At 66.6% G+C, this 12,757-nt stretch carries 15 protein-coding genes and 1 tRNA gene; 11 read left to right on the plus strand and 5 right to left on the minus strand.

Translation table 11 applies throughout. The annotated features are described in order from the left end of the window. Nucleotides 1-13 precede the first annotated feature (13 nt). From rpsI to OMW55_RS13725, 4 genes are all read right to left on the minus strand, one after another. Nucleotides 14-580: a 30S ribosomal protein S9 gene (gene rpsI / locus OMW55_RS13710; protein WP_264883941.1), complete on the minus strand. Its 567-nt coding sequence runs from the start codon at nucleotides 578-580 to the stop codon at nucleotides 14-16. Between the two features lies 1 nt (nucleotide 581). Next, nucleotides 582-1,061 carry a 50S ribosomal protein L13 gene (rplM, locus tag OMW55_RS13715; RefSeq protein ID WP_264883942.1) on the minus strand — a complete coding sequence of 160 codons (480 nt, stop codon included), beginning with the start codon at nucleotides 1,059-1,061 and terminating at the stop codon, nucleotides 582-584. 131 nt (nucleotides 1,062-1,192) lie between these two features. Further along, a complete protein-coding gene (cutA, locus tag OMW55_RS13720) occupies nucleotides 1,193-1,510 on the minus strand; it encodes a divalent-cation tolerance protein CutA (protein WP_264883943.1) in 318 nt (105 codons plus the stop codon). After that, nucleotides 1,507-2,556, minus strand: a complete 1,050-nt coding sequence (locus OMW55_RS13725) for a COX15/CtaA family protein (RefSeq protein ID WP_264883944.1) — start codon at nucleotides 2,554-2,556, stop codon at nucleotides 1,507-1,509. Before OMW55_RS13725 ends, cutA begins: the two co-directional genes overlap by 4 nt. A 125-nt stretch (nucleotides 2,557-2,681) precedes the next feature. Between OMW55_RS13725 and OMW55_RS13730 the strand changes: the two genes are divergently transcribed. Beyond that, on the plus strand, nucleotides 2,682-3,062 hold the full coding sequence (locus OMW55_RS13730; RefSeq protein WP_264883945.1) for a MerC domain-containing protein: 381 nt from the start codon (nucleotides 2,682-2,684) through the stop codon (nucleotides 3,060-3,062). On the opposite strand, the gene OMW55_RS13735 is transcribed toward OMW55_RS13730, so the two are convergent. Continuing rightward, nucleotides 3,059-3,790 (minus strand): TMEM175 family protein, encoded by a 732-nt coding sequence (locus tag OMW55_RS13735; RefSeq protein WP_264883946.1) that lies wholly within the window; start codon nucleotides 3,788-3,790, stop codon nucleotides 3,059-3,061. The genes OMW55_RS13730 and OMW55_RS13735 overlap by 4 nt on opposite strands. Nucleotides 3,791-3,859: 69 nt before the next feature. Here OMW55_RS13735 and OMW55_RS13740 point away from each other — a divergent pair, with 69 nt between their 5' ends. From OMW55_RS13740 to OMW55_RS13785, 10 genes are all read left to right on the plus strand, one after another. After that, nucleotides 3,860-4,321 (plus strand): Fur family transcriptional regulator, encoded by a 462-nt coding sequence (locus OMW55_RS13740; protein WP_264884021.1) that lies wholly within the window; start codon nucleotides 3,860-3,862, stop codon nucleotides 4,319-4,321. Nucleotides 4,322-4,381: 60 nt separating this feature from the next. Further along, a complete protein-coding gene (gene dxs / locus OMW55_RS13745; protein ID WP_264883947.1) occupies nucleotides 4,382-6,307 on the plus strand; it encodes a 1-deoxy-D-xylulose-5-phosphate synthase in 1,926 nt (641 codons plus the stop codon). An 8-nt stretch (nucleotides 6,308-6,315) separates the two neighbouring features. Then, nucleotides 6,316-7,068 (plus strand): TlyA family RNA methyltransferase, encoded by a 753-nt coding sequence (locus tag OMW55_RS13750; RefSeq protein ID WP_264883948.1) that lies wholly within the window; start codon nucleotides 6,316-6,318, stop codon nucleotides 7,066-7,068. Beyond that, nucleotides 7,052-7,615 (plus strand): TspO/MBR family protein, encoded by a 564-nt coding sequence (locus OMW55_RS13755; RefSeq protein ID WP_264883949.1) that lies wholly within the window; start codon nucleotides 7,052-7,054, stop codon nucleotides 7,613-7,615. Before OMW55_RS13750 ends, OMW55_RS13755 begins: the two co-directional genes overlap by 17 nt. A gap of 5 nt (nucleotides 7,616-7,620) precedes the next feature. After that, nucleotides 7,621-7,944 carry an accessory factor UbiK family protein gene (locus OMW55_RS13760; RefSeq protein WP_264883951.1) on the plus strand — a complete coding sequence of 108 codons (324 nt, stop codon included), beginning with the start codon at nucleotides 7,621-7,623 and terminating at the stop codon, nucleotides 7,942-7,944. An 8-nt stretch (nucleotides 7,945-7,952) separates the two neighbouring features. Beyond that, nucleotides 7,953-8,462, plus strand: a complete 510-nt coding sequence (locus tag OMW55_RS13765; RefSeq protein WP_264884023.1) for a type III secretion system chaperone family protein — start codon at nucleotides 7,953-7,955, stop codon at nucleotides 8,460-8,462. Between the two features lie 4 nt (nucleotides 8,463-8,466). After that, nucleotides 8,467-9,330: a pyrroline-5-carboxylate reductase family protein gene (locus tag OMW55_RS13770; protein WP_264883953.1), complete on the plus strand. Its 864-nt coding sequence runs from the start codon at nucleotides 8,467-8,469 to the stop codon at nucleotides 9,328-9,330. A 31-nt stretch (nucleotides 9,331-9,361) separates the two neighbouring features. Continuing rightward, nucleotides 9,362-10,237: a branched-chain amino acid aminotransferase gene (locus tag OMW55_RS13775; protein ID WP_264883955.1), complete on the plus strand. Its 876-nt coding sequence runs from the start codon at nucleotides 9,362-9,364 to the stop codon at nucleotides 10,235-10,237. Between the two features lie 52 nt (nucleotides 10,238-10,289). Beyond that, nucleotides 10,290-11,885, plus strand: coding sequence for an MFS transporter (locus OMW55_RS13780; RefSeq protein WP_264883956.1), 1,596 nt, complete (start codon nucleotides 10,290-10,292; stop codon nucleotides 11,883-11,885). A gap of 48 nt (nucleotides 11,886-11,933) precedes the next feature. Then, a tRNA-Gln gene (locus OMW55_RS13785) sits at nucleotides 11,934-12,008 on the plus strand. Nucleotides 12,009-12,757 lie beyond the last annotated feature (749 nt).

The following is a 12,757-nucleotide window of genomic DNA, read 5'->3' on the forward strand; positions in this document are numbered from 1 at the left end:
CCGCTCTGCTCGCTTAGCGCTTCGAGAACTGGAAGCTGCGGCGGGCCTTGGCGCGGCCGTACTTCTTGCGCTCGACCACGCGCGGATCGCGGGTCAGGAAGCCGGCCCGCTTGACGGTGGTGCGCAGCGTCGGCTCGTAGCGGCTGAGCGCCTGGGCGATGCCGTGCAGCACCGCGCCTGCCTGGCCAGACAGGCCGCCGCCCTTGACGGTGGCGACCACGTCATACTGGTCGGCGCGGTCAGTGATGCCGAACGGCTGGTTGATCACCAGGCGCAGCGTCGGACGGGCGAAGTAGACGGTCTGGTCGCGGCCGTTGACCACAATCTTGCCCGAGCCGGGCTTCAGCCACACACGGGCAACGGCGTCCTTGCGGCGGCCGGTCGCGTAGGCGCGGCCGTACTTGTCGAGCTGCTGCTCACGCAGCGGCGCTTCGGGCTGGACGTTCACCGGCGCGGGCGCCTCCGCGGCGTCCACCGCATCGGTCGCGGGCGCTTCGGCAGCGGCCGGCGCAGGAGCCGGCGCGGCGGCGGCCTGGCTGGTCAGCTCGCCGAGGTCGGACAGGGACTTCTTGTCGGCCATGTTATGCGCCCACCTTGTTCTTGCGGTTCAACGACGCGACATCGAGCGTCTGCGGGTCCTGGCCGGCATGGGGATGCTCGGTGCCGTTGTAGAGGTGCAGGGCACGCATCTGGTCGCGGCCGAGCGGCCCGCGCGGGATCATGCGCTCCACGGCCTTTTCAAGGACGCGCTCCGGGAAGCGGCCGTCGAGGATCTTGTCCGCGGTGACCGTCTTCAAGCCGCCGGCATAACCGGTGTGCTTGTGGTATTCCTTCTGCTGCGTCTTGCGGCCTGTGAACCGGACCTTGTCGGCATTCACCACGACCACATGGTCGCCGCAGTCGACGTGCGGGGTGAAGCTCGGCTTGTGCTTGCCGCGCAGGATGTTGGCAATGATCGTCGCCACGCGACCGACCACCAAGCCATCGGCATCGATCAGATGCCACTTCTTCTCGACCTCCGCCGGCTTGGCCGACTTGGTGGTCTTCATCAGCGCCTTCATGGGGCTTGGACCTTCTAAGCTGAAACGTGAAAACGCCACCCGTCTGGGCAGCGCTTGCGGAGCGGCTATTCGCGGGTGAGCCGCGAAAAGTCAAGCAAATGGGCCGTGTTGCTGGCGGGTAAAATGATACCCTAAGCTGAAACGGTAGCCCTAACCCAGTCCGCATAGGGAGGGTGGACGGCCTCGATCGGCCAGGCGACGATCGCCGGGACCTCGTAGCTGTGGAGCTCGGCAAGTCGGGAAATCAGCCGTTCCGCATCGTCCTTATCGGTCTTGAGGATGGCTGGCACTTCTTCAGCCTGCTCGATCGCACCGTGCCAGCGGTAGATGCTTTTGCAGGACCCGAGGATGTTGATGCAGGCTGCGAGCCGCTCCTCGACGACTTGGCGGCCGACGCGCTCCGCTTCCTCGGCGCTGCCGAACACGCAGTAGATCGAGACGATGCTCATGCCGGGCGGAGCACCGCCAGGCGATGGCTGGCGAGGACGAAGGAGGCGAGCAGCAGCACGGCCACGGCCTGGTGGGTGACGGCGACGTGCAGGTCGACGCCGGTCAGCAAGGTGGCGATGCCCAGCAGGATCTGGGTGCCGATGAGCGCGTGAACGAGGGCGGATTCCCGCCGCCCGCCCGCCCGCTTGACCTGGCGGGCAAGGAGGATGGCGGCGGCGAGCACGCCGAACGCCAGCCAGCGGTGAACGAACTGGACGGTGATCGGGTTGTCCACGAAGTTGCGCAGCAGCGGGTCGAGCCACGGCGCCGCAGTGGGGTAGAGCTGGTCCCCCATCAGCGGCCAGCTATTGAAGGCATAGCCCGCATCCAGGCCGGCGACGAACGCGCCGAACATGAGCTGTAGGGCAAGCACGGCTACGGCCCAGATGCCAAGCGTAGGGAAGCGGCGGCGGGCGGCACCGGGCGAGCGCAGGTCCAACGCGGTCCAGACGATCGCGCCAAAGATGAACAGGGCGGTGAGCAGGTGCACGGCGAGGCGCACGTGGCTGACGTCCGTGCGTTCGCTGAGCCCGGACGCGACCATCCACCAGCCGATCGCGCCCTGCACGCCGCCGAGAAACAGAAGAAACAGGAGGCGCGGGCCGTAGCCAGTCGGAATGGCCTTACGCAGCCAAAACCAAAGCAGCGGCAGGGCAAAGGCGAGGCCGATCACCCGGCCGAGCAGGCGGTGCAGATATTCCCAGAAGAAGATGTTCTTGAACTCGGCCAGCGTCATGCCGCGGTTGATCTGCTGGTATTCGGGAATGCGCTGGTAGAGCTGGAACTCGTGCAGCCACTGTGCCTGGGTGAGCGGCGGGATGGCGCCGCTGACCGGCTTCCATTCGGTGATCGAGAGGCCGCTTTCTGTCAGGCGGGTGATGCCGCCGACCACCACCATCACGAAGATGAGCGCGGCGACACCGAAGAGCCAATTGGCGATGGCGAGTGGCCGCGCGCGGCTCAAGGCGGCGTCGGTATTTCCGAGCGGCAAGGTGGTAGCGGTCATGACGGAGCGCGATATGGCGGCGGGCAGGGGGCGTCGCAAGCTGGCCCAAATGCTTGTCTAACGCACGCTATGAGATGTTGTAACTTCCGGTGAGCGGCAGTATATTGACGCTCGTGACAGGGCACATGCATTCGAACCATAGGCTTGACCGGCTGGCCATCGGCCTGTCGGGGCTGTGCGTCGTGCATTGTGTGGCCACCACCGTGCTGATCGCGCTGCTGTCGGCGGCGGGCGGCGTGCTCGGGGCCGAGTGGATCCACGAGGTAGGCCTGACAATCGCCATGCTGCTGGGCGCGTTCGCGCTATATCGCGGCATCGCCGAACATGGCTTTATGATGCCGAGCGCGGTCGGTGGGCTCGGACTGGGCGTGATGGCCGGGGCGTTGACCCTGCCGCACGACGGGACGGAGGCGGCCGCGACGATCGTCGGAGTGCTGATCCTGGCGCTTGGGCATGACCTCAACCGGCGGGGCACCGTGCACCCGTTCGGCAAGGTGACCGCCTAGTCTCCCTCGATCACCGGTGCTTCCGTTCGGTAGCGGGGTGTTTCCGGTGGCCGGAGCAGGTACAGCAGCCCGGCGCCGGCCATGGCGAGGCCGACCTGCCAAGAGAGGTATGCGACAAGCGCGGCGGCGACGCTCCACCCGGTCTTCAGCCAATACCGCCGATTGAGCCGCGCCACATAGGCTGGCTGCAGACGCTGATCGACGTTTCCGCGAAACACCCCGATGTTCCACTTCAGCAGCCAACTAAGCGAGGTCAGGGCCAGGCAAGCGACGAGGAACCTGGCGGCGGCCGGCATCGCCGCCGGATGCACCAGGCTGTCCGCGAAGATGCGCGAGGGAAAAGCGATGTAGCCGATCATGGCCAGGAAGATGGTTGTCCCGATTAGGAACCAGTGGCCGGTCGTCCGGTAGATCGCACCGGAGAAATGATGGTGCACCCAGTAGAGGCCGATGATCACGGAGGCGAGAATGTAGCCGACATCCTGTGGCCAGGCGGCGGCGAGATCCTGCGCCAGAAAGCGGCCACCGGAGCGGGAATCGGGCGCGACCACGTTGAAGATCGGCAGGGTGAAGGCGATGGCGAACACGCCGTCGGCAAAGGCCTCCATCCGGCTGGTGCCCCGGGTCGCGCCTTCGCCTTCGTGTTCGTCACGCCGGGCGGGGGCGTCGAGGTCGCCGCCTGAAGGCCGCTCGCGCCGCCGCTGGGTACTGGAATTAGCGTCGGCCATGGCTCGCTAACGAAGGCGGGCTGGTGCGGTTCACTTGTTCCCGCAGTTGGAGAGGCGTATCTGGTGGCGATGGCAACGCACCAGCATCACCTTCACGCGGGCGACGACTTGCGCTCGGCCGCCAAGGCCCAGCTGACCGAAGCGGGCGAGCAATGGACGGGTATGCGCGAGGCGGTATTCGATGCTCTGGCGGGGTTCGATCGGCCGGCCAGCGCCTATGACATCGCCGAGGCGGTCTCCAAGGCGCAGGGGCGGCGGGTGGCGGCCAACAGCGTGTACCGCATCCTGGACCTGTTCGTGACGTCCAACCTAGCGATGCGGGTGGAGAGCGCCAACGCTTATGTCGCGAACGCTCACCCGGGCTGCCTGCACGATTGCATCTTCCTGATCTGCGACAAGTGCGGGCAGACCAAGCATATCGATGACGACCACCTGGCCGACGGAGTTCGGGCGGCCGCCGAGAAGAGCGGGTTCGCGCCGACCCGGCCGGTGATCGAGGTGCGGGGCACGTGCGAGAGCTGCACCGCCTAGGCACCACCTGCCCACAAGTCCCGTTCGACTTCACCGAACGGGTGGTCTAGGGCTCGCCGAATGTCCGATCGTCCCTCGACGCCGCTGCTGGACCAGGTCCAGTATCCCGCCGACATCCGCAAGCTGGACAAGGGTCAGCTGCCGCAGCTTTGCAAGGAACTGCGCGAGGAAACGATTTCCGCCGTCTCAGTCACCGGCGGGCACCTGGGCGCCGGACTGGGGGTGGTCGAACTGACGGTCGCCATCCACTACGTGTTCGACACGCCGAGCGACAGGCTGATCTGGGACGTCGGCCACCAATGCTACCCGCACAAGATCGTGACCGGGCGCCGGGACCGGATCCGCACCATTCGCATGGGCGGGGGCCTGTCCGGTTTCACCAAGCGCAGCGAGAGCGAATTCGACCCGTTCGGCGCGGCGCATAGCTCAACTTCCATCAGCGCGGCGCTGGGCTTCGCCATCGCCAACAAGCTGGACGGTACGCCGCAGCGCGCGATCGCAGTGATTGGCGACGGCGCGATGACGGCCGGTATGGCTTATGAGGCGATGAACAACGCCGAGGCAGCGGGCAACCGGCTGATCGTCATTCTTAACGACAACGACATGTCGATCGCGCCGCCGGTCGGCAGCTTGCGCAACGCGCTGGCCCGGCTGGTGTCGAGCGGCAAGTACCTGACCCCGCGCAAGTTGGCGGCCAAGGTCGCGAGCCACATGCCGGCCCCGGTGCAGCGCGCGGCCGAGCGCTTCGAGGAATATGCCCGCGGCATGGTGACCGGCGGGACCCTGTTCGAGGAACTCGGCTTCTATTACGTCGGGCCGGTCGACGGCCATGATGTGGTGAGCCTGGTGGAAGTGTTGGAGAACGTGCGGGACAGCGACCACGGGCCGATGCTGATCCATGCCGTGACCCAGAAGGGCAAGGGCTACAGCTTCGCCGAGAACAGCGCCGACAAGTACCACGGCGTCGTCAAGTTCGACGTGGTGTCGGGCAAGCAGGAGAAGGCGCCGCCGGGGCCGCCAAGCTACACGCAGGTGTTCGCGGACGCGCTGGTCGGCGAGGCGGAGCGCGATCCCAAGGTGGTCGCCATCACCGCCGCCATGCCGTCGGGCACCGGACTCGACCGCTTCGAGAAGCGCTTCCCCGAGCGGACGTTCGACGTCGGCATCGCCGAGCAGCATGCGGTGACCTTCGCGGCTGGGCTGGCCGCGCAGGGCTACCGGCCGTTCTGCGCGATATACTCGACCTTCCTGCAGCGGGCGTACGACCAGGTGGTCCACGACGTGGCCATCCAGAACCTGCCGGTCCGCTTCGGTTTGGATCGGGCCGGGCTGGTCGGCGCGGACGGGTCCACGCACGCGGGTTCGTTCGACCTTGCTTACCTGTGCACCCTGCCGAACTTCGTGGTGATGGCGGCGGCCGACGAGGTCGAGCTGACCCACATGGTCCATACTATGGCGCTGCATGACAGCGGGCCGATCGCGGTTCGCTATCCGCGCGGCAACGGGGCGGGGCTGATCCTGCCGGCGCATCCCGAGCGGCTGGAGATTGGCAAGGGTCGGGTCGTCCGGGAGGGCAAGACGGTGGCGATCCTGTCGCTCGGCACCAGGCTGGCCGAGGCGCTTAAGGCGGCCGAGCAGCTGGAGGCGATGGGCCTGTCGGCGACCGTGGCGGACATGCGCTTCGCCAAGCCGCTGGACGAGGCGCTGATCCGCAAGCTGCTGACCACGCACGAGGTGGCGGTGACGGTGGAGGAAGCGGCCGTGGGCGGCTTCGGCGCGCACGTGCTGACGCTTGCAAGCGACGAAGGCCTGATCGACGCGGGCCTGAAGCTGCGCACCATGCGGCTGCCGGACCGGTTCCAGGACCAGGACAAGCCGGACAAGCAATATGACGAGGCCGGCCTCAACGCCCCGCACATCGTCGACACTGTGCTCAAGGCACTGCGGCGGAACAGCGTTGGCGTCGAGGAGGGCGTGCGCGCCTGACCGCACGCTTGAAGCTGAGGGTCGACCAGGCGCTGGTCGAGCGCGGGCTCGTCGACAGTCGGAGCCGGGCCCAAGCGCTGATCATGGCTGGCGCCGTGTTTTCCGGTGAGCGGAAGGTGGCCAAAGCGGGGGAGATGATCGCCGCCGATGCGGCGCTGGAGGTGCGCGGCAAGGATCATCCGTGGGTGTCGCGAGGCGGCGTGAAGCTGGAGCACGGGCTGACCCACTTCGGCATCGAAGTGACCAGTGCGACGGCGCTGGACATCGGCTCCTCCACCGGCGGGTTCACCGACGTGCTGCTGAGCCGGGGCGCGGCGAAGGTCTACGCGGTGGACGTGGGCACCAACCAACTCGCTTGGAAACTGCGGCAAGACCCGCGGGTGATCGTCCTGGAACAGTTCAACGCCCGCCACCTCACAACAGAGCAGGTGCCCGAGCCGATCGACATGGTGGTGTGCGACGCCAGCTTCATCAGCCTGGCCAAGGTAATGGAGGCGCCGCTTCGGCTTGCCCGCGAAGGTGCGGTGGCGGTGCTGCTGGTCAAGCCGCAGTTCGAGGCCGGTCGGGCCGAGGTCGGCAAGGGCGGGGTGGTGCGCGATCCCGTGGTGCACGAGCGCGTGTGCGCCGAGGCGGCGGAATGGATCGCTTCGCGGGGCTGGCGGGTTTTGGGAGTGACGCGTAGCCCGATCACCGGACCGGAGGGCAATGTCGAGTTCCTGCTCGGCGCACGGAAGGAGGCTGGCGATGGCGACCACGGCTGATCGGTTCTCGACCGAAGCTCAGGAACCGAAACCCCGGCGCAAGTGGTGGAAGATCGCGCTGGTCGCGGTGCCGGCGATCGTGGCGGTCGGCTCGGCGATCGGCTACCTGTCCAATAGCGGCTTCGCCAACGATTGGTATGCGCCGCTGGAGAAGCCGAGCTTCCAGCCGCCGTCCTGGGCCTTTCCCGTCACGTGGACGACGCTTTATACCTTCATGGGGATTGCGGTGGCGCTGATCCTGGCTGGCCCGCGGTCCCGGCAGCGCACGCTGGCCTTAACCCTGTTCTTCGCGCAGCTCGCGCTCAACTTCGCCTGGTCGCCGACTTTCTTCGGCGCAGGGTATATCGACTGGGCGTTGCTGATCATCCTTGCGATGAACGTGATCGTTACCGCCACCATCATCGCGGCTTGGCCGCTGAACAGGGTGGCGGCCTTGCTGCTTGTGCCCTATCTGCCGTGGTTGTGCCTGGCCACCGCGCTCAATCACGAGACGGGCCGGCTCAACCCCGGCGCCGACCGTGCGCCGCTGGGCCTAACGGGAGAATAGGGACCATGCAGTCGCAGAACCGGTTGTTCGACGACTTCGTCAAGATCATGAACGGCGCGGCCGGAACCGTGGCGGGCATGACCCGCGAGGCGCAGGAGAGCATGCGCGAGCGGATGCGCGAGTTCGTCGGCGGCATGGATTTCGTCTCCCGCGACGAGTTCGAGGCGGTGAAAATGATGGCCGCTCAGGCCCGCGAGGAAGTGGAAGCATTGCGCAACCGGCTGGCAGCGCTGGAGGCGTCGACGGGCAAGGGCCCGGCCAGCGCGGGCGCCACTCCCGGAACGCGCAAGAAGGGTCCGGCGACGGGCATGGACACGCCCGAGGAGTGAGCACTTTCTTGACCGAGGAAGACAGCAGCGAGGAACGGGAAGACGGCGCCCCCATCGAGGTGCTGGAAGCCTATTTCGATGCGCGCGGATGGAGTTGCGAGCGGGCGGGCGACGGCGAGATCGTCGCCTCCGCGCCGGGCAGCTGGGCCCAGTACGAGCTGCGCGGCGTGTGGCGGCCGGACGACCAGGTGCTGCAGTTCCTGGCCTTTCCCGACATCAAGGTCGCGGCCGACAAGCGCCTGCCGATCTATGAAACGCTGGGGCTGGTCAACGAGCAGCTGTGGCTTGGCCATTTCGAATTGTGGTCAGGCTCGGGGCTGATCGTGTTTCGTTACTCGGCCTTGCTCGATGCGGGCGAGGGCGAGGGGCTGACGTTCGAGCAGGCGGAGGCGATCGCCGAGGCGGCGCTGGAAGAATGCGAGCGCTTCTTTCCAGTGTTCCAGTTCGTGTTGTGGGGCGGCAAGTCGCCGCAGGACGCGATCACGGCGGCACTGATCGAAACAGCCGGCGAGGCTTGAGCGCATGAGCGTGGTGAATGTCACCGCCGGCCCGGCGGGGAGCCCCGTGCTGGCACCGTCCATCTGGTTCGTCGGCTGCGGCAACATGGCGGGCGCGATGGTCGAGGGCTGGCGCTCGGCTGGAGTCGACTTCAGCCAGTCGGTCGCGATCCGGCCAAGCGGCACGCCGGTGCCGGGCCTGAGGACCGTGCAGACCTTGGGCGAGGCAGGACGACCGCCGGAGCTGCTGCTGCTCGGCTTCAAGCCGCAGATGCTGCGGGAGCTCGCCCCGGGGCTGGCCAACTGGGTGACGTCGCGAACGGCCGTGGTATCGATCTTGGCCGGCGTTGAGGTTGCGACCTTGCGCGAGCTGTTCCCGCGGGCGCAAGCGGTGGTGCGGGTGATGCCGAACGTCGCGTGCGCGATCCGGCGCGGGGTGACCGGGCTGTACAGCGCGGATGCGGACGAGGCGCTCCGCACTCGGCTGCGGCAGTTGTTCATGATCCTTGGCCTGACGGTCGAATGCACGAACGAGGCGGAGCTGGCCACGATCGGCTCGGTCGCGGGGGCGGGGCCGGCCTATGTCGCGCGGTTCATCGAGGCGCTGGCGCGTGCTGGCGAGGCGCGTGGGCTCGATCCTCAGCTGTCGCTGACGATCGCGCGCGAAACGGTGTTCGGCACCGGCTGGCTGGCGGCGACGACTGGCGCGGAGATGGACGAGATCGTGCGGCGGGTGAGAAGCCCGAATGGCACCACCGCCGCTGGGTTGGCCGTGCTGGAACCGGAACTGCCGGCGCTGGTCGGGCGCACGATCGATGCGGCCGCCCGGCGCGGGGCCGAGCTGGCCGCCGCTGCCCGCGCCATTGATTCACCGGAGGGCGCCGCCTAAGCCGCCGCGAACTTCTTAATCGGGATTACGCATGGCCGGCTTCGACGATCGCGACGGGTGGATTTGGTTCGACGGCAAGCTCGTGCCGTGGCGCGAGGCGAACGTCCACATCCTCACTCATGCGATGCATTATGCGTCCAGCGTGTTCGAGGGACAGCGGGCCTATGGCGGGCGTATCTTCCGCCTGTCCGACCACAGTCGCCGGCTACGGCGCAGCGCCGAGCTGCTCGGCTTCGAGATTCCGTGGAGCGTCGAGCAGATCGACGCCGCCTGTAACGAAGTGCTGAAGGCGAATGGGCTGGAGGACGCCTATCTCCGTCCGGTCGCCTGGCGCGGGTCTGAGTCGATGGGCGTCAACCCGAAGGGCACCGAGCCGCACTTGGCGATCGCCTGCTGGCACTGGGGCAAGTATTTCGATGAGGAGAAGCAGCACCGCGGCATCCGGCTGGACATCGCACCGTGGCGGCGGCCCGCTCCCTTCACCGCGCCGGTGGAAAGCAAGGCCGCCGGCCTGTATATGATCGCGAGCCTGTCGAAGCAGCACGCCGATGCGCGCGGTTATGACGATGCGCTGATGTTCGACTGGCGGGGGCAGGTGGCGGAGGCGACCGGCGCCAACGCCTTCTTCGTACGTGACGGCAAGCTCATCACGCCGACCCCCGATTGCTTCCTGAACGGCATCACCCGCCAGACGGTGATCGAACTGGCCCAGAAGCGCGGCATCGAGGTCGAGGAGCGCGCGGTGTGGCCGGAGGAGCTCGAGAGCCTGGAGCAGATGTTCGTCACCGGCTCCGCCGCCGAAGTGACGCTGGTCCAGTCGGCGGGTCCGTGGAACTTCGAAGTGGGCGATCTCTCGCGCCAGCTGCAGCGGGACTATGACGACCTGGTGAACGCGCGCCAGGCCTGACCTACTGGACGGTTGCGCTCTCCCGGCTACAAGGTCGGGTAGAGGGGAACCGATGGCCAGCACCGCCGCACCGAACACGTCCGAATATGTCGTCGACGCCAAGCGCGATCGGCTGGTCATCACGGCATCCGCGCTCGGTACCGTGTTCGAGTGGTACGATTTCTTCCTCTACGGCATCCTCGCCGCATTGCTCGGGCGGCTGTTTTTCCCGACGGACAATCCCACGGCCGCGACGCTGGCCAGCCTAGCGGCGTTTGGTGCCGGGTTCGGGGTGCGGCCCTTGGGTGCGCTGCTGTTCGGATGGTTTGGCGATAAGGTCGGGCGCAAGTACACCTTTTTGGTCACCATCACCGTGATGGGAGGCGCGACGGCGGCGATCGGCTTCCTTCCGACCTTTGCCACGGCCGGGCTGTGGGCGCCGGGGCTATTGGTTGGACTGCGCCTGCTGCAAGGCTTGGCGCTCGGCGGCGAGTATGGCGGCGCGGCGATCTACGTCGCCGAGCACGCCCCGGCGAATAAGCGCGGCCAGTATACCAGTTGGATACAAGTGAGCGTGGTTGGCGGCTTCCTGCTGTGCCTGGTAATGGTACTGGCCTGCCGCCACGCGCTGACGCCGGAGCAGTTCGACGCCTGGGGCTGGCGAGTGCCGTTCATCGCCAGCCTCGTCATGCTGGCCGTCTCACTCTACATCCGGCTGAAGCTCAAGGAGAGTCCGGTCTTCCGCGCGATGAAAGACGCGGGCCAGACCAGCCGCAATCCGTTCAAGGACAGCCTGACCTATCCGGGTAACCTCAAGCGGGTGGCCGTGGCACTGTTCGGCGTCGCGGCGGGCCTGACGGTCATCTACTACACCAGCCAGTTCGGCACGCTCTACTTTCTGCAGGGCACCGCGCGGGTCGGCGAAGAGGAAGCGCTTCTGTACATGGCGGTCGGGGCGCTGATCGCCGCGCCACTCTACGTGGGCTTCGGCGCGCTGTCGGACCGGGTCGGACGCAAGAAGCTGCTGCTGCTCGGCTACGGGCTGACGCTGGTGCTGCTGTTCCCTCTGTTCCACATGATGGCAGACGGTGCCAATCCGGCGCTGGGACGGGCCGCGGCGACCTCGCCGGTGCGTCTGGAGCTGCCGGCCGACTGCCGCTTCAACGTCTTTGCGGCCAAGCACACGACGCCGTGCGCCCAGGCGCTGAATTATCTGTCCAAGCGCGGCGTTAGCTACACCAAGCAGGAAACCGGTCAGGTCGCGCTGAACGTCGGCAACCAACGCATCGCCGGGTTTGATCAAACTGCGTACACGGCGGCACTGGAAGCGGCCGGTTACCCGGACAAGGCCGATCCGGCCCAAAAGCAGCCGTGGAAGATCATCCTGGCCGTGGCGATCATGGTGGCGCTCTCGGCCATGACCTACGGCCAGGTCGCCGCTATCCTGGTGGAAATGTTTCCCGCCCGGATCCGCTACACGTCGATGTCGGTCCCTTACCACATCGGCTCGGGCTATTTCGGCGGCTTCCTGCCGCTCATCTCCCAGTACATCGTGGTGCGGACAGGCGACGCCTACGCCGGCCTATGGTACACGATTGCGGTGGTGGCGATGGCGTTCGTCGTCAGCGCCATATGGCTACCCGAGACGCATCGCACGCAGCTCGACTGACTGAGGCCTTGAGAGAGCCGGCGGTGGCTCTATAAGCGCCCCGTCTGCTGGGGCGTCGCCAAGTGGTAAGGCACCGGTTTTTGGTACCGGCATTCGCAGGTTCGAATCCTGCCGCCCCAGCCAAGCTCTTCGCCGACCCAGCCAAGAGCCGGCCAAGTCACAGAGATCGCCGGCTCAGCAAGGGCCGCACCCGGATAGTGCCATCCGATTGTGCCAACGCGCTGGCTGCAAGGAGCCTCGCGCATGGCCAGCAATCAGCACATCTACCGTCGCGGTCACATCTTCTGGTAATGCCGAATCCATCGACTTTTCTGATAGGCCACCCCCCGGATATCCGGCTATCCTTGGAGACCGACCGGTGCGAGGCCAGCGACAGAGGTGCTGTCTTGACCGCCGCAACGCAACCTTTTCTCCGGCCTGAGTGATTGGGTGTGTCCGGTGGAGGCGCGGAAGCCTCCCCGCCCAACTTTGCCGATCGGGGCTGGATTGCCGATGCTCTTGCTATCTCGATGGCAGCTCCCACGTTCAAGCCTGCTGCTAGAGGCTGATCCGCAAGCCAAAGAAAAAATTCGCGGCGGCTCTTGAGTTCGTATTTCCTAGCTATATATGTGCTTTCCAGCGGCGCCGATGGGAGCCGCTCGCCTCTCGGGACACCGAGCTGGCAAAGCTCTTTCAAAATAGGAGCGGGGACGGCCTCACCGGGGTCGGTCTTCGCTTCGCGTCTCTCTCAGTCGGATTTACCGGCGCCTGGAACCACAAGGACCGGGATGAGGAACGCGTTGGCTCTTTGACATTGTCGGTTGAGATGAAGGGACATGTGGGCGGCGGCCCGGTTTCCGAGGGCCTCTGGGCTTCGGGTGATCGGTCAAATT

Source organism: Sphingomonas arvum (assembly GCF_026013565.1).
GTDB classification, from domain to species: Bacteria; Pseudomonadota; Alphaproteobacteria; order Sphingomonadales; family Sphingomonadaceae; genus Sphingomicrobium; species Sphingomicrobium arvum.

Coding starts and splice junctions, on each gene's coding strand:
- rpsI (WP_264883941.1), bottom strand. CDS start 580: ATGGCCGACAAGAAGTCCCTGTCCGACCTCGGCGAGCTGACCAGCCAG.
- rplM (WP_264883942.1), bottom strand. CDS start 1,061: ATGAAGGCGCTGATGAAGACCACCAAGTCGGCCAAGCCGGCGGAGGTC.
- cutA (WP_264883943.1), bottom strand. CDS start 1,510: ATGAGCATCGTCTCGATCTACTGCGTGTTCGGCAGCGCCGAGGAAGCG.
- OMW55_RS13725 (WP_264883944.1), bottom strand. CDS start 2,556: ATGACCGCTACCACCTTGCCGCTCGGAAATACCGACGCCGCCTTGAGC.
- OMW55_RS13730 (WP_264883945.1), top strand. CDS start 2,682: ATGCATTCGAACCATAGGCTTGACCGGCTGGCCATCGGCCTGTCGGGG.
- OMW55_RS13735 (WP_264883946.1), bottom strand. CDS start 3,790: ATGGCCGACGCTAATTCCAGTACCCAGCGGCGGCGCGAGCGGCCTTCA.
- OMW55_RS13740 (WP_264884021.1), top strand. CDS start 3,860: ATGGCAACGCACCAGCATCACCTTCACGCGGGCGACGACTTGCGCTCG.
- dxs (WP_264883947.1), top strand. CDS start 4,382: ATGTCCGATCGTCCCTCGACGCCGCTGCTGGACCAGGTCCAGTATCCC.
- OMW55_RS13755 (WP_264883949.1), top strand. CDS start 7,052: ATGGCGACCACGGCTGATCGGTTCTCGACCGAAGCTCAGGAACCGAAA.
- OMW55_RS13760 (WP_264883951.1), top strand. CDS start 7,621: ATGCAGTCGCAGAACCGGTTGTTCGACGACTTCGTCAAGATCATGAAC.
- OMW55_RS13770 (WP_264883953.1), top strand. CDS start 8,467: ATGAGCGTGGTGAATGTCACCGCCGGCCCGGCGGGGAGCCCCGTGCTG.
- OMW55_RS13775 (WP_264883955.1), top strand. CDS start 9,362: ATGGCCGGCTTCGACGATCGCGACGGGTGGATTTGGTTCGACGGCAAG.
- OMW55_RS13780 (WP_264883956.1), top strand. CDS start 10,290: ATGGCCAGCACCGCCGCACCGAACACGTCCGAATATGTCGTCGACGCC.